18 protein-coding genes are annotated in these 21,036 nt (G+C 64.1%); 16 read left to right on the forward strand and 2 right to left on the reverse strand.

Going from position 1 to position 21,036, the window contains the following annotated elements:
- Window positions 1-9: 9 nt before the first annotated feature.
- Together AC6H0W_RS06830 and AC6H0W_RS06835 are read right to left on the reverse strand one after the other, a co-directional pair.
- On the reverse strand, window positions 10-831 hold the full coding sequence (locus AC6H0W_RS06830) for a polysaccharide pyruvyl transferase family protein (protein ID WP_497576409.1): 822 nt from the start codon (window positions 829-831) through the stop codon (window positions 10-12).
- 24 nt (window positions 832-855) lie between these two features.
- Window positions 856-2,250, reverse strand: a complete 1,395-nt coding sequence (locus AC6H0W_RS06835) for an undecaprenyl-phosphate glucose phosphotransferase (protein ID WP_497576410.1) — start codon at window positions 2,248-2,250, stop codon at window positions 856-858.
- A gap of 326 nt (window positions 2,251-2,576) precedes the next feature.
- Between AC6H0W_RS06835 and epsL the strand changes: the two genes are divergently transcribed.
- The 16 genes from epsL to AC6H0W_RS06915 all read left to right on the forward strand — a co-directional run bounded on the left by epsL (window position 2,577) and on the right by AC6H0W_RS06915 (window position 21,035).
- Window positions 2,577-3,803 carry an XrtB/PEP-CTERM-associated polysaccharide biosynthesis outer membrane protein EpsL gene (gene epsL, locus AC6H0W_RS06840; RefSeq protein WP_497576411.1) on the forward strand — a complete coding sequence of 409 codons (1,227 nt, stop codon included), beginning with the start codon at window positions 2,577-2,579 and terminating at the stop codon, window positions 3,801-3,803.
- 506 nt (window positions 3,804-4,309) lie between these two features.
- Complete coding sequence (locus tag AC6H0W_RS06845) at window positions 4,310-4,939, forward strand: hypothetical protein (protein WP_497576412.1); 630 nt, start codon at window positions 4,310-4,312, stop codon at window positions 4,937-4,939.
- A 194-nt stretch (window positions 4,940-5,133) separates the two neighbouring features.
- Window positions 5,134-6,084, forward strand: coding sequence for an EpsD family peptidyl-prolyl cis-trans isomerase (locus AC6H0W_RS06850; RefSeq protein WP_497576413.1), 951 nt, complete (start codon window positions 5,134-5,136; stop codon window positions 6,082-6,084).
- Window positions 6,085-6,169: 85 nt separating this feature from the next.
- A complete protein-coding gene (gene epsE, locus AC6H0W_RS06855; protein WP_497576414.1) occupies window positions 6,170-6,982 on the forward strand; it encodes a polysaccharide export protein EpsE in 813 nt (270 codons plus the stop codon).
- A gap of 15 nt (window positions 6,983-6,997) precedes the next feature.
- Entirely contained in the window at window positions 6,998-8,386 is a 1,389-nt protein-coding gene (gene epsF, locus AC6H0W_RS06860) for a chain length determinant protein EpsF (protein ID WP_497576415.1), read from the forward strand.
- A gap of 10 nt (window positions 8,387-8,396) precedes the next feature.
- Window positions 8,397-9,275: a chain length determinant protein tyrosine kinase EpsG gene (gene epsG, locus AC6H0W_RS06865; RefSeq protein ID WP_497576416.1), complete on the forward strand. Its 879-nt coding sequence runs from the start codon at window positions 8,397-8,399 to the stop codon at window positions 9,273-9,275.
- A complete protein-coding gene (locus AC6H0W_RS06870) occupies window positions 9,247-10,170 on the forward strand; it encodes a glycosyltransferase family 2 protein (protein ID WP_497576417.1) in 924 nt (307 codons plus the stop codon). Before epsG ends, AC6H0W_RS06870 begins: the two co-directional genes overlap by 29 nt.
- Before the next feature lie 104 nt (window positions 10,171-10,274).
- Window positions 10,275-11,318 (forward strand): glycosyltransferase, encoded by a 1,044-nt coding sequence (locus AC6H0W_RS06875; RefSeq protein ID WP_497576418.1) that lies wholly within the window; start codon window positions 10,275-10,277, stop codon window positions 11,316-11,318.
- Window positions 11,315-12,808 (forward strand): lipopolysaccharide biosynthesis protein, encoded by a 1,494-nt coding sequence (locus tag AC6H0W_RS06880; RefSeq protein WP_497576419.1) that lies wholly within the window; start codon window positions 11,315-11,317, stop codon window positions 12,806-12,808. Before AC6H0W_RS06875 ends, AC6H0W_RS06880 begins: the two co-directional genes overlap by 4 nt.
- 88 nt (window positions 12,809-12,896) lie before the next feature.
- Window positions 12,897-14,330, forward strand: a complete 1,434-nt coding sequence (locus tag AC6H0W_RS06885; RefSeq protein WP_497576420.1) for an O-antigen ligase family protein — start codon at window positions 12,897-12,899, stop codon at window positions 14,328-14,330.
- A gap of 16 nt (window positions 14,331-14,346) precedes the next feature.
- Window positions 14,347-15,792, forward strand: coding sequence for an Atrophin-1 multi-domain protein (locus tag AC6H0W_RS06890; protein WP_497576421.1), 1,446 nt, complete (start codon window positions 14,347-14,349; stop codon window positions 15,790-15,792).
- 7 nt (window positions 15,793-15,799) lie between these two features.
- Window positions 15,800-16,354, forward strand: coding sequence for a serine O-acetyltransferase (locus AC6H0W_RS06895; protein ID WP_497576422.1), 555 nt, complete (start codon window positions 15,800-15,802; stop codon window positions 16,352-16,354).
- 46 nt (window positions 16,355-16,400) lie between these two features.
- Window positions 16,401-17,630 (forward strand): glycosyltransferase family 4 protein, encoded by a 1,230-nt coding sequence (locus tag AC6H0W_RS06900; RefSeq protein WP_497576423.1) that lies wholly within the window; start codon window positions 16,401-16,403, stop codon window positions 17,628-17,630.
- On the forward strand, window positions 17,627-18,823 hold the full coding sequence (locus AC6H0W_RS06905; RefSeq protein ID WP_497576424.1) for a glycosyltransferase family 2 protein: 1,197 nt from the start codon (window positions 17,627-17,629) through the stop codon (window positions 18,821-18,823). Before AC6H0W_RS06900 ends, AC6H0W_RS06905 begins: the two co-directional genes overlap by 4 nt.
- Window positions 18,813-19,931, forward strand: a complete 1,119-nt coding sequence (locus AC6H0W_RS06910; RefSeq protein ID WP_497576425.1) for a WecB/TagA/CpsF family glycosyltransferase — start codon at window positions 18,813-18,815, stop codon at window positions 19,929-19,931. The genes AC6H0W_RS06905 and AC6H0W_RS06910 overlap by 11 nt, the downstream gene beginning before the upstream one ends.
- A gap of 9 nt (window positions 19,932-19,940) precedes the next feature.
- Window positions 19,941-21,035, forward strand: a complete 1,095-nt coding sequence (locus AC6H0W_RS06915) for an SGNH/GDSL hydrolase family protein (protein ID WP_497576426.1) — start codon at window positions 19,941-19,943, stop codon at window positions 21,033-21,035.
- The last annotated feature ends 1 nt before the right edge of the window (window position 21,036 follow it).

Raw genomic sequence — 21,036 nt, forward strand, 5'->3', positions numbered from 1 at the left:
TCAGCCCCCTCAGTCGCGGCCTTGCCAGAGGTGGAAAGGGAAGGCTTGCAGCAGCGGCTGCGGGTCATGGCGGAGGAGGGGGGCGCCGCCCATCTCCAGCCCTTGGTCGATGGATGTGGCGAAGGCGAATTCCGCCTCGCTGCGGCCACTGCCAAGGTAGTAATCCTTGTACTTGAACAGATCTTCGGTTTCGGACAAGCGCACGTAGCGTGCCGGAATGCCGAAGGCCTCGGCAATGATCAGCCCGTGCAGCGAGCTTGCCAGCACCAGCCGGGCGTTGAGGATGGCGTCGATCACCACGTTCCAGCCCCACAGCGGCGAGACCACGCCGGGTTGATGCTGCACCAAGCGCAGATCGTGCAGGTTGGGCACGAACACGTGGTCCTGCGTGGGCTGTGGTTTGAAACGCCCGGCAAAAAGGTGCGGCACCAGCAGGGCAGGGTCGCCATAGATTTCGGGTGCCTCAATGCCGTACTTGCGCAGGAATTCGCGGGTGAGCGGGCCGCGCACAGCATGAACCGTGAGCGTGCGCGCCTTGAAGTGCTCTTCGGCCACCTTGCCGTTCCAGCCCGAGCCCCAGATGTGGTTGTGGTCGTGCGCAAAATGCAGCACCGAGCCGATGGCCAGCAGGCGGGCCGACTCACTCACTTCGTCATCCACGCTCAGGCCACGCGTCGCAAGCATCTGCCGCACCACGATGTCCGACAGGCGGTCGCCGAAGTTGATGCTGCCGTCGTTGGGCGTCCAGTGATAGACGTCCACGTAGGGGTAGGGGAGTCGTGCAGCCTGCGCCGGGGTGGCTTTGGGCTGCCGGAAGATTCTGCTCAGCACGGTGTGATCCTGTTGCGGGTGGGCTCAGTAGGCGTTGCGGTCTTTCACCACGAGCAGCGCCGTCTTGATGATGATCCAGAGGTCCAGGCCAAGCGACCAGTTGCGCAGGTAATCGATGTCGTACTCGATGCGCTTTTCCATCTTGTCGATGGTTTCGGTTTCGCCGCGGTAGCCATTCACCTGCGCCCAGCCGGTGATGCCCGGCTTGACCTTGTGGCGCACCATGTAGCCCTTGATCAGCTTGCGGTACATCTCGTTGTGCGCGACGGCGTGCGGGCGCGGCCCGACGATGCTCATGCGGCCCTGGATGACGTTGACGAACTGCGGCAGCTCGTCGAGCGAAGTGCGGCGGATGAAGGCGCCGAATCGGGTGATGCGCTGATCGTTCTTGGTGGCCTGCTTGACCACCGGGCCGTTGTCGGTGGCGGTCATCGAGCGGAATTTGTAGACCAGAATTTCTTTGCCATCGAGGCCGTAGCGCTTCTGTTTGAAGATCACCGGGCCGGGCGAAGACATCTTCACGCCTACGGCGAGCGCCGCCAGTATGGGCGTGAGCATCATCAGGATGATCAGCGACAGCACGATGTCCGAGAGGCGTTTGACCACCCCGTTGAAGCCGATGAAGGGCGATTCGCACACGCCCACCACCGGAATGCCGCCCACCCCGCGCACGCGACCCTGGATCAGGTCGGTCATGAAGATATCGGGCGCGAAGTAAATCGAAGCCGTGGTGTCTTTCAGGTCGTCGAGCAGCGACAGGATGCGCGGCTGGCTGGCCATCGGCAGGGCTACATAGATGGCGTCGATGTTCTTGGCCTTCACGTAGCGTGCCAGATCTTTCATCTGGCCGAGGATGGGGAGGTCGTCGGTCTTGCTCAGGCGGTCGCTGCTGCGGTCGTCGAAGTAGCCGGTGACGTGGGTTGCCAGATAGGGGTTGTCGCGGAACTGCCCTGCCAGTCCCGCGCCGATGTCATTCACGCCCACCACCACTGCGGTGCGGTGATTGGCACTCATTGCGATTACACGCGGCAGGATGCTGCGCGCCGCCAGATGGCCGGCCACCAGCGCAAAGGGCGTGATCACGCCCCAGGCAGTCAGCACGTTCGGCAGGAAGTAAAAGGTGTAGCCCGTGGCGTAGCCGAAGGCGAACAGTGCCAGCACGAACAGCAGCCAGTTGGTGATGATCTTGCGCAGCATGCGCGGGGCGGGTTCGTGAAAGCCGATGTTGCCGGGAAAGGTCAGTGCGAACGACAGCAGTGCCAGGATCAGGTACTGCGGAGCGAGCTGGCCGCTCGCAACATATGCTGACGAGAGCAGCACGCCGACGACGATCAACGGATCGAGAAATGCCTCGATGGCGCCGGGGAGCGTAAAGCCGTTGCGCAGCAGATGGGTGGGTTTCTCCAATGCAAAAAGCATTTGCTTCAGGCGCTCCGTCGAGTCGATCGCTAAGGTGATTGGCCGGGAAATCAAGGTCAGAGCGGGGCGGGTGCCCGCGCCGCCGATGAAAGATTCGGCGATGGTTCCGACAGCACTGCAGTGCGTGCAAAAAAACTAACGCAGGCCGGCCAATGCTCATTCCGCTTTGTGTAACCAATCACTACTCACAAACTGCTACACCGTCTCGCTTGGGGGCTCGCGTATAGTTCGCGCTCATTCAATTCCCCACCTCCAATTGGCATCAAGTTTGCTCATGCAGTCTGATTCGAGAATCACCGCATGAAAGCGAATTGAACCAAGCGCTAATGAAACCATTGCCCCAAGCCCGACGCTCGTTCATTGGCCCCTCTTTGGCGGCCGGCTTCTTGCTGCTCGGGCACGGAGTCAGTCAGCCCGCGTGGGCCGAGCGGCTGGATTCGATCAAGTTGGATGTCGGATACAGCCATTACTACGACAGCAACCTGTACCGCGTGGGTGAGGGGCGCACCGGGCCCAACGGCAAGAAACACGACAACGTCACCACCACATCGGCTGGCCTGCGCTTCAATCAGACCTACAGCCGGCAGCGCGTGAGCGCCGCGTTGGGGATGAAGCGCAACCGTTATTCGGTTAACAGCAATCTCGATCACACCGCCCATGACGCACGTGCCGCGTGGGACTGGGAGTTGGGCAAGCGCTGGAGCGGGCGTTTCAGCTATGACGATATCGAGCAGTTGGCGGCATTCGATGATTTCGTGGACACCGAGCGCAGCATCAATACGTATCGACGCATGGCTGGCGAGGCGCGATTCAAGTGGCACCCGAGTTGGTCCGTCGGGCTTGGCATCGACGACGCCACCAACCGGTTCACCGGGGTGACTCGGCGCGGCTCAGAGTTCGATGCACGCACCACCATCCTCAGCTTCAACTGGCATCCGCGTAGCGGCAATCGTCTGGGCGTGTCGTATCACGACACTGATGGCACCTACATCAACCGCCCTTCCGCGGTGGGCTCCACGCGCGACTATCGGCAGCGTGAAGTGCGCCTGAACACCTTGTGGCAGATGACCGGGAAGGTCCGCATGAGTGGCTACGTTGGCCAGACGCGGCGCACACACGATCTGGCGCCGAATCGTGATTTCCGGGGTGCGACGGGGCGTATCGAATTCGACTGGGAGGCGACCGGCAAGCTGGGGGTCAATCTCGCCTTGCGGCGTGAGCTGGGCTCCGAAGAGGATCTGGTCGCCACGTTTGCGGTCACGGACGCGGTGCGTTTGCGGCCGACCTGGAAGCTCACCGACAAGATCACGCTGGGCGCCGAGTATCAACGCTGGACGCGTGATTTCCGCGGCGACACCGGTCTGGGCGTGCCGCCCGGCGACCGTCCGTCTCGCAATGACGTTACCCACCGCTACGGGCTGTCTCTGGATTACAAGCCGATCGATGCCTTGACGGTCATGTTGATGCTGCGCCATCAGGAGCGCAGCGCGAGAACGGCTTCACGCGAATACGACGCCGATTCCGCCAGCGTTTCTGTTCGTTTCACCTTCTGAGTATTCCCATGAATGGTGCCGCTGGGCGCCATGTCGCCTCATCGTGGTGCGCCTGAAAGCAATTTTTGCTTGAGGGTGCATTTCATTTTCGAGTTTTCATTTATTCCTAAGTCAGGATGAATTACCAAATAATGCCGCGTAAAGCGAAAGTTATTTAGTTGATCCATCTAAAAATGAATAACTCAATTTATAACAAATTAATTCAATTATTGCGCCGCAGCATGCGGTGGTTTGCTGCGGTCGTCTTAATTGGTTGGCCATCGTAAGCCGTCAATAAGGAATTCATTATTGGCGGTTTGCAACATATCAAAACATCCCTTCGCTGCTGTCGAGAGTATTGTCCGGGCTCCGGTTAATTCCACGCTTTCGAAGTCAGTCGTCTGTGACTGCGGCTCGACGGCGTACAGCTTGCTCCCTATCTGTTTTCCATCCGCAGGCGTGTAACTGGCCTGATTGATGCTTTGCATTTGTGCGGCATGTCGCGAATTCAATTTGAGGAGTGATTCATGAAGCTCAAATTTGCAGTTCTATCTATTTCGGCTGCAATGGCTCTGGTGGCAGTCGAGGCAAATGCTTCTTCCATGAGTTTGGGAGCCGCCAAAGAGTTTGGCGGTAGCGAAGTCGGCTTGGTCGAGGCGGTTGCGGGTTCGGGGGCTTCCTTGCGGCGTGCTGCAACGAGCGTCACCGGAGATGCCGTCTCGTTTGTGTCCGCTGCCCGGCCCGGGCGCTGGGTGGGTGAGTTTTTCCCTGATAAAGCAGTGGCATCGGTCGATCCGGTCGTGGCGCCCGTGCAGTCGTTTCCGATTGCCGGGAGCGAGTTGGATACGGTTGATTCAGCGCAGGCCGTGCGAGATCTGCGCGCTGTGGTGGCCGGTGAGCAGGCGAATCCCTTCTTCCGCTTCAGGGCGTCTGACTACGTGGCAACGGCTTCGTCCGAGCCGTTCGCGCTGGCTGACATTGGCTTTGGCGGGGCCGGCGGTGCAATGGTGATGGAGGCTGCTCGCACGGTGTTCTCCGCTGCTCCTGAGATGTCATCGCGTGCTTCAGGAAACACTCCGCCGAGCGGCTACGTAATGCTGTTGGCCGGGCTCGGATTGATCAGTCTGATGGTGCGCCAGAGGTTGAGTGAAGGCTGATTGAAGGCCACTCTTTTATAGATTAACAAGCCTATTTGATGGCGATGTATTTCATTGAATCGACCTGTTCATTTTGCGTTTGGTTGCACATAGCAACATGAATGCGATTTAACAGAATCTGTGCGAATGATATTGTGCAAAAGTCATATTTTGTGCGATCGCACAAAATCAAATCGCAATTACGAGGTCGACTCATGTCTTCGCGTCCTAACCTGGAGCGCATTGGTTTTGTCGTTATAGCGGCAGCGCTCGTCGGCTGCGGCGGTGAAGGCACTGGACGTAATCCGGCAGTGTTGGCGAAGGTCAATAACGCCGAAATCAGTGCTCAACAAGTGCAACTCATGCTCGACCAAGACGGCCTCAAGCCCTCGGGTATGCAGGCAGATGCGCAAGCGCTGGAACGCCTCATCGATCAGGAGTTGATTGCCCAGAAGGCACGTGAGCGTCATCTCGAGCGTGATCCCGAGGTCGCGCAGGAGCTCGAGGCGGCGCGGCGGGAAATTCTGGTGCGTGCCTACTTTGATCGTGTTGTCGGTCCTGCTGATGAGCCGACAGATGACGAGATCAGCGCTTTCTACGACGCCAATCCTGCGCTGTTTGAAGAGCGGCGCATCTACGAACTGCAGGAAATCTCCGTAGAGCTCGACGGCGAGTCGTTTGAGTCCCTCAGCGCGGTGGTTGCTGATGCCCGCAGTCTCGACACAGTGCTGCAGTGGCTCAGCGATAACGCCATCACGTATCAGATCGCCAATGCCGTGCGCGCCGCCGAGCAGTTGCCGCTCGAGAGTCTGGCCGGGTTTGCACGCATGAGGCCGGGTCAGATCGCCCTGGCGCCGTCGGCTTCTGGCGCTCAGATGGTGTATCTCGCAAACGCCCGCAGTGAGCCGCTGGATTTGGCAGCAGCGCGCCCTTTCATCAAGGAATACCTCATCAACGACCGCATGACCGAGGCCGCACGCGCCGAGGTGGCGCGTCTTCGTGGCACGGCGCGTATCCGCTATTCGGATGATGCGGCGGCCTCGCCCGAAAGCTCTCCCTCCGGGCAGGCGGATGAGGGCGCCATGACCGAAGGCATTGCGCCGGCCTTGGCGGCCATCGAGCCCGTCAATGCTGCGCTGGATCGCGGGGTGGTGGGCTTGCGGTGAATTTCGGACGGCCGCGTTTTCAGTCTGGCTGCGACGTGCGTCCCGACCGTTGTGTCTATCGGATTAATCAGAAGCAGGGAAAAAAATGAAGAAAAACGTTTTCATCCGGCCCTTGGCGCTCCTGTTCTCGCTGTGGTTCATGTGTCTGGCTTCAGTGGCCTCGGCCGAAGAGGCGGAGTACGTCCTGAGCCCTGGTGATGTGGTGCGCATCACGGTGTTCCAGAACCCGGACCTCACGACCGAAGCGCGCGTCTCCGAGGCGGGCACGATGACCTTCCCGCTGCTCGGTTCGGTGCGTGTCGGCGGCCTGTCGCTTTCGGCGGCCGAGGCCACCATTGCCCGTCAGCTGCGTGAGGGTGGCTTCGTGCTCAAACCCAACGTGAACATCCTGCCGGTTGAAATGCGCGGCAATCAGGTGGTCGTGCTCGGCCAGGTCGATCGGCCTGGGCGCTACCCGCTCGAGACCTTCAATCAACGTCTGGCCGACATGGTGGCCGCTGCCGGCGGTATTTCGGAAGAGGGCGATGAGCGTGTCGTGCTCAAGGGCACGCGCAACGGGCAGCCGCTGCGCATCGAAGTCGACATGAAGCAGTTGTTTCTCGAGGGCGGTGACGATCAGAACGTGCCGCTCGAGGGGGGCGACATGATTTACGTCGAGCGTGCGCCAGTGTTCTACATCTACGGCGAAGTGCAGCGCCCGGGCGTGTTCCGTCTGGAACGCGACATGAGTGTCATCCAGGCGCTGGCCACCGGCGGTGGCTTGACGGCTCGCGGCACCATGCGCGGCCTGCGCGTGCATCGCCGGGACGAAACGGGTGCGCTGCAGATCATCGAGCCCGGGCTGGACGATCTGCTGTTGCCCAGCGATGTCGTCCACATCCGCGAAAGCCTGTTCTGATCGAGGGCCGAATTCATGACCGTAACGCAACTCATCTCGATACTGCGCGCCCGCTTGTGGGTCATCGTCGTGCTGGCGGGCCTGGTGGTCGGCAGCGCGCTGGTGGTCAGCCTGCTGATGCCGCCCAAGTACACCGCGCAGGCATCGGTGATCGTGGATATCAAATCCACCGACCCGGTAGGGGGAGGTTTCATGCCCACGCAGATGGCGCCGGGCTACATGGCCACCCAGGTGGACGTGATCCGCTCCGACCGCGTCGCGCAGCGCGTGGTCGAAACCACCCGTATGCACGAACGGCCTGCCGTGCAGGATCAATGGATGGAGGCCACCGGCGGCGAAGGGCCCATCGAAGTGTGGCTGGCGCGTGCGCTGAAGGGCCAGCTTGAAGTGATTCCGTCGCGCGACAGCAGCGTGATCAACATTGCCTACACCGGACGCGACCCCGAGTTTGCCGCGACCATGGCCAACGCCTTTGCACAGGCCTACATCGCCACCACGCTGGAGCTCAAGGTCGAGCCGGCGCGTGAATATGCGGCGTGGTTCGACGAGCGCACGCGTGCGCTGCGTGAAGATCTCGAACAGGCTCAGCGTCGCCTGTCGGACTACGAGCAAGAGCACGGCATCGTGGCCACCGAAGGCCGTCTGGACCTTGAAACCGGACGCCTCGTCGAGCTCTCCACGCAACTCGTGACGGTGCAGGCCCAGCAGGCCGACAGCCGTTCGCGCCAGAGTCAGGCTGGCGCCGGCGAATCGCTGCCGGAAGTCATGCAAAGCCCGCTGATCTCCAACCTCAAGGGTGAGCTTGCCAAGAAGGAGGCCGAGCGCCAGCAACTGAGCGGCCGCGTCGGGCCGAATCACCCCGAGATGGAGCGCGTCAATGCCGAGATCGGCGCCATGCGTGAGCGCCTGGCGGTTGAAATCCAGCGCATCGCCCGCTCATTGAATACGACCACGCTGATCTCGTCCGCCAACGAGGCGGAGATTGCCGCGGCGGTGAAGGAGCAACACGCCCGCGTGCTGGAACTCAAATCCCACCGCGACCAGATCGCCGTGTTGCAGCGCGACGTCGAGGGCGCACAGCGCACCTATGACCTGCTCACGCAGCGTCTGGCCCACACCAACCTCGAGAGTCAGAGCCAGCAGACCAACGTCTCGGTGCTCACGCCCGCGACCGCACCCTTGTATGCCGCGGGCCCGCGCACGTTGGTGATTCTGGCGTTGGCCGCAGTGGTCGGGGGCCTGTTCGGGGTCGGCGCCGCGCTGCTGCTCGAGTTCCGCGATCCGCGCCTGCGTGGCCCGGCCGAACTGGCTGGGTTGTCCGGCGCGCCGTTGCTGGGGGTGATCCCCGGTTCCGATCGCTCCAATGGTTCTGTTTTCCGGACGTCCGGTCCGTCTGCTGCGTGAGGTCAATGCGATGAATGCTCCCATCACTCCCCCCATGGCCGGACGTTCGATCGGGGCGATCCTGATCGATGCGGATCGACTCAAGCCGCAAGACGCCGAGCGCATCCTGCGTGTGCAGCGCGAGCAAGGTCTGCGCTTCGGCGACGCGGCCATCCAGCTCGGCCTGCTCGATGATGCCGATATCCAGTTCGCCTTGTCGCGCCAGTTCGACTACCCCTATCTGCAAGCCGGCAACAGCAAGGTGGCGCAGTCGGTGGTGGCCGCCTATGAGCCGTTCTCGCCCAAGGTCGAGGCGCTGCGTGCCTTGCGCAGCCAACTGATGTTGCGCTGGTTCGGCGAATCCGCCGCCTGCAATACGCTGGCCATCGTGAGCCCGCAAAGCGGCGAGGGCCGCTCGTGGCTGGCCGCCAACCTGGCCGTGGTGTTTTCACAGTTGGGTGAGCGCACCCTGCTGATCGACGCCGACTTGCGTAAACCGTCGCAACACACTCATTTCGGGCTGGATGCCGGTGTCGGGCTGTCGTCGATCCTGTCGGGGCGCGCAGGCCGCGAGGCGGTCCAGCGCGTGCCGGATCTGATCGACCTGTCGGTGCTCCCTTCCGGCGCCGTTCCGCCCAACCCGCAGGAGTTGCTGGCGCGCCCGCAACTGCGGCAGTTGCTTGACGAGCTGGCCAGCGCCTACGACGTGATCCTGATCGATACCCCGCCCGCCGTGCGTTATGCCGACGCGCAGGCGGTTGCGGCGCGCGCTGGCGGGGCCTTGATGGTGACGCAGCAGGATGTCAGCCGTGTCGGTGCAGTGCGCCAGTGCGCGGACCTGATGCATGCCGCCAACGCCACCGTTGTGGGCTCGGTGATGAATGCCCACCGTCAGGCTCGTGCCGCTTGAGGCCGGGCCGATCGACTGTTTTCAAGACTTTCATGAAGAGCTCGACATGCTGATCAGTGTTTACATGCCCACCAAGAACCGCGCCGAGATGGCGCAGGCGGCGATTGAATCGGTGTTGCGCCAGACCCATGCGCAACTCGAGTTGATCGTGGTGAATGATGGCTCCGAGGACCACACCGAAGGCGTGCTGGCAAATGCCTGCGCACGTGATTCGCGCATCCGCGTGATCACCAACCGCGAATCGGTGGGCGGCGCGGCGGCGCGAAACCAGGCCATTGAAGTCGCTCGCGGTGAGTTCGTCACCGGGCTGGATGACGACGATGAATTCACGCCGAACCGCCTCGAGTGCTTTCTGGAGGCCTGGGAGGGCTTTCGTGCGTCGTCCGGGCAGACGCCTTCGTGTCTGTATTCGCAGCTCAACGTCATCGAGTTCGGCAAGGTCACGCACCGCACGCAGAAAACCGACATGGCGAGCTTCGAGCAGATGTTCGCCGGCAACGCCGTAGGGAATCAGATTTTCGCGCCGCGCAGCCATTTCATCGAGGCGGGCCTGTTCAACCCCGAGTTGCCGGCGTGGCAAGACCTCGAGTTCTTCATGCGGGTGCTCAAGACCTTCGGCCCGGGCCGGCTGGTCGACAAGGCCACCTACAACTTCGAGAACTCGCCGCGCAAGGACCGCATCTCGCAGAAGAGCGAGGCGCGTATGCGCAAAGCCTTCGAGATCGTGCGCGATACCCATGCGCAGGGCGATTGCCGGCTGACCCAACAGCTCTATCTGCAGCTTTTCGCACGCCTGTATGGCATTCGCCCGACGGTGAAGGACTACCTCGAGTTCGTCCGCCTGGGTGTGTGGCTGCCGGGCCTGTTGCGCATGACGCGCGCCAGCGTCGGCTGAACAGCCGACGGCCGTTTCCATCATCGCCCCTGCGGCCTTTATCTGGCGGAGAGGGTGGTTTCAACAACACCACGAGTGCGCCGGGTTTGAATCGGAGGCAATGAATGAGCACAGCAGCAGGAGTCGGAACGGGAGGGGCGCCGCGCATGGTGGTGCTGCAATCGCTGCGTCCGCAGACCCGCAACGACAACCCGTACCTCAAGCAATTGCTGCGTGCCATCGAACCGCATGCCGACATCGAGTACTTCTCGTGGCGTACTGCGCTGGTCGGGCGCTTCGATGTCTTTCACGTGCATTGGCCGGAGTTCCTGCTGCGCGAGCAGGGGCGCAACCGCTTCGTGCAGTACCTGCTGTTCTCGGCCTTCTTGCTGCGCATGCGGCTCACCGGCAAGCGCGTGGTGCGCACCCTGCACAACCTGGAGCCGCACGAGAGCGTGGATGCCATCGAGCGGCGCCTGCTGGAGCAGCTTGATCGCAGCACCAGCGCCTGGATTCGCATCAACGAGACCACGCCGCTGCGTGCGCCGCATACGGCGACCATCCTGCACGGCCATTACCGTGACTGGTTCGCCGAACTGAACGTGCCGGCCAGCGTGCCCGGCCGTCTGCTGTATTTCGGGCTGATCCGCCCCTACAAGGGCGTGGAAGGTCTGCTCGATTGCTTTGAGGGCGGCACTGAGGCGGCTACCCCGGTGACGCTGCGCATCGTCGGAAAGCCGGCCACCGACGCGCTGCGCGAGCGCATCGAAACCGCGTGTGCGGCCAATGCGCAGGTCACCGCGCTGCTCGACTACGTCGATGACGCCACGCTGGCGCATGAAATCGGCCAGGCCCAATTGGTGGTGCTGCCATTCCGCCAGATGCACAACTCCGGCTCGCTGGTGCTGTCGCTGTCGCTCAACCGCCCGGTGCTGGTGCCGCGCAACGAGGCCAATACCGTGTTGGCGGCAGAGGTCGGGCCGGGCTGGATCTACATGTACGACGGCGAGTTGAGCCCGGCCGTGCTGGCAGCCGCGCTGGAGCAGGTGGCGCGTGACGAACGTGCCGCGGCCCCGGATCTGTCGCGCCGCGAATGGGCCGAGGCTGGTGTGAGCCATTGCCAGGCCTACGCCGCGGCACTCGCCGCCCCTGCAGAAGCGCGCGCATGAGCACCACGCCCGCCGCCCCGGACGAGCCCCTCGTGACGCCCAGGCAGGGCAGCACGCTGGGCAAACTCGCCGCGCGCGGGGCGCTTGTCACCATGGGCGGGCAGGCGTGCAAGATCATTCTGCAGTTCGGCGGCATCATCGTGCTGGCGCGGCTGCTGTCGCCCGACGATTACGGCTTGATGGCGATGGTCATCGCGGTGGTCGGCATCGGCGAAGTGCTGCGCGATTTCGGCCTGTCTTCGGCGGCCATTCAAGCCAGCAGCGTGACGGACGCGCAGCGCAACAACCTGTTCTGGATCAACAGCACCATCGGTATGGTGCTCGCCGCCGCGGTGTTTGCGGGCGCGCCGTGGATTGCCGCTTTCTATGACCAGCCCTTGCTGGTGCCCATCGCCCAGGCCGTGGCGGTGACCTTCGTGCTCAACGGCCTGGCGACCCAGTTCCGTGCGCAGCTCAATCGCGACATGCGTTTCGGACGTCTGGCGGTGGTCGAGATTTCCGGGCAGGCAGTGGGTCTGGCGGCGGGCGTCACGCTGGCGCTGCAGGGCTTCGGCTACTGGGCATTGGTGGCCCAGCAGGTGGGCCATGCGCTGGCCATGCTGGTGTTGCTGGTGGTGCTGTCTGGCTGGTGGCCGGGGTTGCCGCGGCGTGGCGCAGCCATGGGCTCGTTCCTGCGCTATGGCTGGAATCTGATGCTGACGCAGCTCATCGGCTACCTCAGCCGCAACGTGGATGCGCTGATCATCGGCCAGCGCTTCGGCGCCGAGGCGCTGGGTCTGTACAACCGCGCCTATCAGGTGCTGATGCTGCCGCTCAACCAGATCAACGCGCCGGCCACCACCATCGCGCTACCGGTGCTGTCGCGCCTGAATGCCGAGCCGTGGCGGTACGAGAACTTCCTGCTGCACGGGCAATCGGCGCTGCTGCATTTCGTGGTGGCGGTGTTCGCGTTTGCCTGCGCTCAGGCCGAGCCGCTGATTCTGCTGGTGCTCGGCGCGCAGTGGGCTGCGGCCGTGCCGATCTTCCAGATTCTCGCCCTTGCCGGGGTCTTTCAGGCCGCGAGCTACGCCAGCTACTGGGTGTTCCTCTCCAAAGGGCTGACCGGCTCGCAATTGCGCTATGCGCTGCTCACGCGCGGCCTGCTGATCGGCGCGGTGCTGGTCGGGGCCAATTGGGGCGTGCTGGGCGTGGCGACGGCGTATGCCGGCTCGCTGGGTCTGAAGTGGCTGTTCGGTCTGTATTGGCTGCGCGCATCGGGTGCCCCGGTGCACGGCATGTTGCGCAATGGCGCTCTGGTGCTCACCGGCTACGGGGTATGCGGCGCTGTCTCGGCCCTGGTCAGCGCGCAGTTCGAAGTGTCGCTGCTGGCGCAGCTTACGATTGGCACGGCGGCGATGCTGGCGGCCTTCGGCCTGCTGTATGTGCTGTGGTCGGCCTTCCGCGCCAGCGTCGTGGCTGTGCTGAACAGCCGCAAGCTGCTGCGCCGATAAGAACAACAAGGCGACGATGCATGAATCAACACGTGGTTGAACACAAGGCGATGAATCAGAGTGCAGCCCGCGCGACGGGAGTGCGTCGATGCTGAAACTCGCCTCTGCCTGGGCGGCACGCGAGCGCTCGACCGAATGGGTGGCGGTGGCGTTGTGCATCGCCATCGCGGTGCTCATCGGCGCGGCCGTGCCGGCCTACAGCATGGCCATGGGTGACAGCCCGGCGCGGCTGCTGGTGCTGCCGGCGGCGTTGGGTTTGCTGTTGCTGCTGATCTTCAACCGTTTTCTGCTGCTGACGCTGATTTTGCTGTTCCGCGCGTCAGGCGATCTGGTGTTCGAGACCACGCGTTTTTCCATCGGCAGCTACGCCATCGGCGTGGGCGGGCTGGTGAATGCCTGCGTGTGCATGATCACCGCGTTGATCATCTTTCAGCACAAGGACCGCATCAATTGGACGGGCGTGAAGATCTGGCTGCCGTTCATCTGCGTGTTCATGCTCGGCGTGGTGTATTCGCCGGCGCGCGGCGATGCCATTCGGCTGGCGCTGGCCATCTCTTCGTACTTTGCGGTGTTCATGGCGGCGTACTTCTACGTGCGCTCCGTGGATGACCTCGCCAAGTGCTTCCGCATCGTGCTGTGGTCTTCGGTGATTCCGGTGCTGTATGCCTTCGTCGACTTCGCGCTCAACCGAGGGGCGACAGGCTTTTACGGTTTCCGCCTGATGAGCACCTTCACGCACCCGAACATCTTTGCCTTCTACCTGACGCTGGTGATCTCGCTGGTGCTGTACGCCGTGAAGTCCGAACGTTTCACGCTCACGCCGGCCATGCGCTGCACCTTGTTCGCCTACATGGGCGTGCTGGTGGGGCTGCTGCTGATGACCAAGACGCGCAGCGCCTGGGTGGCCTGCTTTGCCATCTTCGCGATGTACGCGCTGATCTTCGAGCGCCGTTATCTGATCTATCTGGTGCTTGCGGCGGCGGGTTCGCTGTTTGTGCCGGCGGTGCAGGAACGCCTGCTCGATCTGGGCGCCACCAGCTACTTCGACCCGTATGCGCGACTCAACTCCTTCGCCTGGCGTCAGCTCATCTGGGAAGACGGCCTGCGCTGGATGGAGCCCGCCCGCTATCTGCTGGGCTATGGAGTGAACGGCTTCATGACGTACTCGCCGACTTTCTTCTCGATGTCGGGCGGTACGCGCTTCGGTGCGCACAACGTGTATGTGCAGCTCTTCTTCGATCTTGGTGTGGTCGGGCTGACGGCCTATCTCGCGCTGCTGTGGGGCATTTTCCGCGCCGCGCTGAAGGTGGCCAGCGAAGACCGCCTGGGCGCCTTCGTGGCGGCCGCGCTGATCGTGCAGTACGCCATCATTTCGGCATCCGACAACATGCTCAGTTATCTCGCATACAACTGGTACGTGTGGTTCATCACCGGCGCAGCGGTGGCGGTGGTGGCCCGAAGAACCGCAGCGATGCCCGAGGGTGGCGCGCGGGGCGACAACGATCTCGTGTTTAAACGCTGAAGGAGGACAGGGCCTTATGGTTGTTTCAAGGGTGGAGCGTGCCGGCGTGGTGGCCGGAGCCGAATGGATGCGGGGTGCCTGCGTGCGTTCGTTGACGATGCTGGCGCTCGCCGCCGGCGCGGCATCCGTTGCCCAGAAGGCAGAAGCGCAGTTCGGCAGCGTCGAGCGGCCGTTTGCGGCGGATTCTCCGTGGAACAGCAAACCGGTCAATCCGCGCTTTGGCGACATCGGCGTGCCGCTGTCCGATTACGTGCCGTCGATTGCCGAAGGCACGTGGTCGACCGGCGTGTTCGAGGCTCGCCCCACCGACCCGCCGGTGACCGTGCGCGGCCTGCCCAACAGCAAGGGTCTCTGGCAGCCGGATGCCGAGGTGCATGGCGATGTCACTGTCCCGCACTGGCCGGACGGCGTGGTGCCCGCGCCAGGTGCGGACGGGCATGCGGAGATCGTCGATACCCGCTCGGGCATCGTGCATTCGTTCTGGAAGCTGCGTAACCAGAACGGCCAGTGGGTGGCGGCGCAGTATGCGTGGTCACGTATCGACGGCCGCGGTTGGGCAGACCCGGCGCACTACTTCCAGGGCGCACGTGCAGCCGCCGTGCCGACCATGGGTGGTTTGATCCGCAAACACGAGGTGAATGACGGTCAGAGCATGTACCACCATGCGCTGGCGATGTCGCTGACCTTCAACGGTCTGGCGGCCAACCCGGCCTACATCTTCCCGGCAACCTCGGCCGATCACGACGCGCACAAGAACACCGGCAACGTACCGCAGGGTGCCTTGCTGATGCTGCCACCGTCGTTCGACACGCAGACCATCCGCAACCCGGCGGTGCGCAAAGTGGCCGAGACCTTGAAGGTGTACGGCGCCTACGTGGTGGACCGCAACCACGGTACGCCTTACGTCATTTACGTCGAGACCGGTTCGGGCTTCAACCTGCACCGCGGCGGCTGGAACTCCGTCGCCGCGGCCGACATGGAGCGCATCCGCGCCGGGCTGCGCATGGTGATGGGGGCAGATGGCTGGGAAGACGGCAATGGTCAGGCCATCGAGCGTTTCTCGCACCTCAATCTGCTGTCGATGCGTGGCCCGTGGGGCAAGCCGCAGGGTGGCCGCGCCGGCGTGTTTGATTCGTGGCGGCAGGCCGTGGTGTTCCCCGCCGGCGACACCCGGGTGGAGCAGACCAACGCCAGCGGGCGCAACATGCAGCGCGTGCATTGGGCGCTGCCCGAGGCAGGCGCCTCGTATCGCGTGACGGCGCGCACCACCGGCGGCGGGCAGTTCCGCCTGCGTCTGGTGAATGTGGCCAACGGCAGCACGGTATTCGACAGCGGGCCGTTGGTGGATGGCCAGTCGCACACCTTCAATTGGCCGCAAGGCGAGTTGCGCCCGGTGTTGCACGCGATCAGCGGCCAGAGCGGCGAATCGTCGGTGGCGGGGGAGCTGGTGCGTGTCGACTGAAAGCCCCGTGAACGATGATCTTCAAGGCGGCGCCCAGGCCCGGCCCGGCGTAGCCGCCGACTGGCGTGCGGATCTGCAGCGCTGCGGCCTGCGTCGGCCGTTCCTGAAAGAACAGTCGATCTGGGCCATCGCGGTGTACCGCTACGGCCGCCATGTCGAGGCGCTGCCCGAAGGCTGGCGTCGTCGCCTGCACACGCCGCTGTACTGGATGGCGCAACGGTTGGTGGAAACCGCCACCGGCATCGGTTTGCCGAAAACCGCGGTCATCGGGCCGGGGCTGCGCATCTGGCACTTCGGCGGCATCTTCCTGCACCCGGACGTGGTGATCGGCGCCAACTGCACGCTGCGTCAGGGCGTCACCGTCGGCAACCGGTATGCAGACGGCCCGGTGCCGGTGATCGGCGACAACGTCGAGTTCGGCGCCTATGCGCAGGTGCTGGGCGGCGTGCGCATCGGTAACGACTGCAAGATCGGTGCGCTGTCGGTGGTGCTGTGCGACGTGCCCGACGGCGCTACCGCCGTGGGTTCGCCGGCTCGCATCATTCCGGGCAACAAGGCATGAACAGCGTGAATTTCATCCACCCGAGTTCGAACCGCCGGAGGGCGTCATGAAAGTCGCCTATCTGGTGAATCAGTATCCCAAGGTCAGCCACAGCTTCATCCGCCGCGAGATCCTCGCGCTGGAAGAGCAGGGTGTGGACGTCCTGCGCATCTCGGTGCGCGGCTGGGGCGACGAGCTGGTCGACCCTGAAGACGAGCGCGAGCGCGTCAAAACGCGCTACGTGCTGCAGGACGGCGCGCGTGGTCTGGCCTCGTCCGCGGTGAGCTGCTTCCTGCGCAGCCCCGGCCGCTTCCTGCGCGCCGTGCGGCAGGCTGTGTCGATGGGGTGGCGTGCCGACCGCGCCTTGCCTTTTCACTTCATCTATCTCGCTGAAGCCTGCCGCGTCGCGCTGTGGCTGGAAGAGGGCGAAGTGCAGCACCTGCATGCGCATTTCGGCACCAACTCCACCGAAGTGGCGTTGCTGGCCGGCCTGCTCAGCGAGCGCCCGTTCAGCTTCACCGTGCACGGCCCGGAAGAATTCGACAAGCCGCAGGCCATCCGCCTGGGCGAGAAAATCCGCCATTCGGCCTTCGTGGTGGCCATCACCTCGTTCTGCAAGAGCCAGTTGTATCGCTGGGTCGATGCCGCGCACTGGCACAAGGTGGCGGTGGTGCATTGCGGGCTGGAGCCCTCGTTCCACGAGGTCGAGCACGTGCCCGTCACCGAGAGGCCGCGCGTGGTGTGCATCGGCCGTTTGTGCGAGCAGAAGGGCCAGATGATGCTGATCGACGCCGCCGCCCGCCTGGCACGCGAGGGTGTCGATTTCGAACTGGTGCTGGCCGGCGATGGCGAGATGCGCCCGCAGATCGAGCAGCGCATTGCCACGCACGGCCTGCAGGGCAAGGTGCGCATCACTGGCTGGATCAGCAGCGCGCAAGTGCGCGAAGAGTTGCTGGCCGCGCGTGCACTGGTGCTGCCGAGCTTCGGCGAAGGCCTGCCCATCGTGATCATGGAGGCCATGGCGCTGCGGCGCCCGGTGCTCACCACCTACATCGCCGGCATCCCCGAATTGGTGGTCGATGGCGAGCATGGCTGGCTGTTTCCCGCCGGCAGCGAGGGCGAACTGGTGCGCGCGATGCGCGAATGCCTGGAGGCGCCGGTCGAGCAGCTTGAGCGCATGGGCGCGCAGGCGCGCGCCCGCGTGCTGGCACGCCACGATGTCGGACGTGAATCGGCGCGCCTTGCGGCGCTGTTCCGCGGTGATTTCGCCGCCTTCGTGCGGGAGGACGCCGCGTGAGCTTGATCATCGAAATCCTGCTCTACGCGCTGGCGGGGCTGCTGCTGATTCCGGTAGCGGTGCTGCTGGTGCAGGTGGTGTGCGCATTGCCGCGCCGCATGCCGGCTGCGCCGCTCGCCGGGGAACGCCCGCGGCTGGCGGTGCTGATCCCCGCGCACAACGAGGCCGACGGCCTGCCGGCCACACTGGCGGCGATCGCGCCGCAACTGCAGCCCGGTGACCACGTGCTGGTGGTGGCCGACAACTGCACCGATGCCACTGCCGAAGTCGCCCGCGCTGCCCGCGCGCGAGTGGTGGAGCGCTTCGATGAAGTGCATCGCGGCAAGGGCTACGCGCTGGATTTCGGTGTGCGGAACCTGGCTGAAGCGCCGCCGGACGTGGTGGTGATTGTTGATGCCGACTGCATCGTGCTGCCCGGTGCGCTCGACCGCATCGCGCGGCTCAGCCTGAGCACCGGCCGGCCGGTGCAGGCGCTGTACCGCATGAAGACGCCGCCGGGTGCCGGGCGTTTTGCGCGCATCGCCGAATTCGCTTGGGAAGTGAAGAACCTCGCGCGGCCGCTGGGCTTTCTGCGCCTGGGTGGCCCGTGCCAGCTCACCGGCAGCGGCATGGCCTTCCCGTGGTCGCGTATCGCCACTGCGCAGTTGGCCAGCGGCCACATCGTCGAAGACATGCAGATGGGCGTGGATCTGGCACGTGCCGGCGCCGCGCCGCTGTTCTGCCCCGAAGCCGAGGTGGAGAGCTATTTCCCGGCCAACCGTGCCGGCACCGACAGCCAGCGCAAACGCTGGGAGCACGGCCACCTGGGCATGATCGCCACCGCCGTACCGCGCATGCTGGTCGAAGGCCTCGTGCGGCGGCGCTCGCAGGTGCTGATGCTGGCGCTCGACCTGTGCGTGCCGCCCGTGGCCCTGTTGGTGATGCTGGTTGGCGTGGTGTGGCTGTTGGCCGGCGTGGCGTTCGCGCTGGGTGCAGCGGCAGGGCCGTGGGGCCTCGCAACGCTGGTGCTGGCCGGGCTGGTGTTGGCGGTGGGGCTGGCGTGGTGGCGGGTCGGGCGCGAGATCGTCGGCTTTTCGACGCTGCTGCTGGCCGTTGCCTACGCGCTGCGCAAGATTCCGCTGTACGCCGCCTTTGTGGTGCGTCGTCAGGTGAGCTGGGTGAGATCGAAGAGGGATACCGAACATGCAGAATGACTTCGCGCAGACGCGTGCCCGCGTGGTGCGTCAGCTCGGCCGACCGGTGCACTGGGTGCTCGGCCTGCCGTTCGACGCCGTCACGCTGGGCGAGGCGGTGGGCCGTATCGCCGCGGCGGTGAACGAGCGCACGCCGCTGTTCATGTCCACGCCCAATCTCAACTTCCTGATCGCCAGCCAGCGCAACGCGGCATTTCAGCGCTCGGTGCTCAACAGCGATCTGTCGGTGGCCGACGGCATGCCGATTCTGTGGATTGCCCGCCTGCTCGGCATCTCGCTGCCCGAGCGGGTCGCCGGCTCGGACATTTTCGAAGCGCTGATGCGCGGCGAGGCGGGGCCGATCAAGGTGTTCCTGTTCGGTGGCGAAGAAGGCGTGGGCGCACAGGCGGCCGAACGTATCAATGCCGCGGGCGGCGCGGTGCAGTGCGTCGGCCACCACTGCCCGGGCTTCGGCAGCATCGAAGACATGAGTTCGCCCGAAGTGATCGCGCACATCAATGCCTGCCAGCCCGATTTCGTGCTGGTGGCGCTGGGGGCCGGCAAGGGGCAGGCGTGGATCGAACACAACCGCGCGCAGCTCTCGGCGCCGGTGATCAGCCACCTTGGTGCGGTGATCAATTTCGCCGCGGGCACGGTCAGCCGCGCGCCGCGCTGGATGCAGAAGAGTGGTCTGGAATGGCTTTGGCGCATCAAGGAAGAGCCCAAGCTGGTGCAGCGTTACGTGCGTGACGGCATGGCCTTGCTGGGGTTGATGCTGGGCAATGTGCTGCCGCTGATGCTGTTGAACCTGCGCCGCCGTATGGGCTTGGCGCGACCTTGCGCCACCCGCGTGGAGCCTCAGGAAGATCGCGTGATGGTTGAGCTTGAAGGCCACTGGAACGCTTCGGCGCGTGAGGGCTTGATCCGCGCGGTGCGCGACATCGCCCCGCGTGAGACGCCCTGCGAAATCCGCATCGACAAACTGCGCGATCCCGATTCGTCGCTGCTGGGGCTGATTCATCTGATGACGCACGGCGTGCCGACCACGCACGTGAAGGTGTTCGATTCGGCCGAGCGGCGTCGCTGGTATCAACTGAACAAGGCGGAAGCACTCGTCGATTTCATTTAGGCCCAAGGCATGCGAAGAAAAACAGGCGCCAGCAAGGTGTCGCGCGCGAGTGCGCTCAGCCGCGTGGGCTGGGTGGTGCTGCTTACCGTGCTGCTGATGGTGGCACTGGAGTTCGCCCTGCAGGTGCGATCGCACTTCCGTCAGGGGCAGAGCGTGTTCAACCTGCTGACCGATCAGACCCGCTACGTGGTCGACTCGGCGCTCGGCGTGAAGACCCTGCGCCCGAGCAGCAGCCTGATCGGCTCGACCATGCGCATCGACACCAATGCCTTCGGCCTGCGCAGCCCCGACATTCCGCTGGAGCGCGTGCCGGGCAGTTTCCGCATGGCGGTGGTCGGTGCTTCGTCGGTGATGGGCGAAATGGCCGCGTCGAACGAGGCAACCTTCTCGTACATCCTTGAAAACAAGCTTCGCAGCGATTACGGTAACGCCCGCATCGACGTCATCAATGCCGGCATCTCGGGTCACCGCCTGGCGGACCAGCGGCGCATGATCGAGTCGGTAGTGCTGGCGCACGAGCCCGATCTGATCGTCATCTACTCCGGCTTCAATGACTTCGCCGACTACTGCAGCCGCGAGCCGCAAATCAGCCTGATGCAGGGCTTGCCGACGCTCAAGATGCCCGACTGGGTGCTCAGCATGGAGGCCATCAAGCGTCACACGCGCTTCCTGCGGCCGGTGGCGCCCAGCGTGGAGATCATTCCGCCCGATCAGGTGGATCTGGACCGCTACCGCGCCGAGTTGCAGCGCATCGCCGGGCTGGCGCGCAAGAATGACGTGGCGCTGGTGCTGGTGACCAACGCCAAGGCCTATGGCCGCAGTCAGAAGCCGGAGGAGCAGGCCAGTCTGGCGGCCGAGCAATTGCGCTTCACGCCGTGCTTCGATCTGGCCGGCATGCTCGATCTCTACGAAATCCACAACGACGTGATCCGCAAGGCCGGCGAAGAGCACGGCCTGCTGGTGTTCGATCTGACCGAGATGCTGCCCGTGGGCATGCAGTACTTCGTCGACGCCACGCATTTCAACATCGAAGGCGAAGCCTTGATGGCCGAGTACCTGCGCGACTTTCTCGTTGCCAACGAACTCGTGGTCTTCCGGGAATAAA

The organism is Pseudazoarcus sp. NS20 (genome assembly GCF_059703745.1).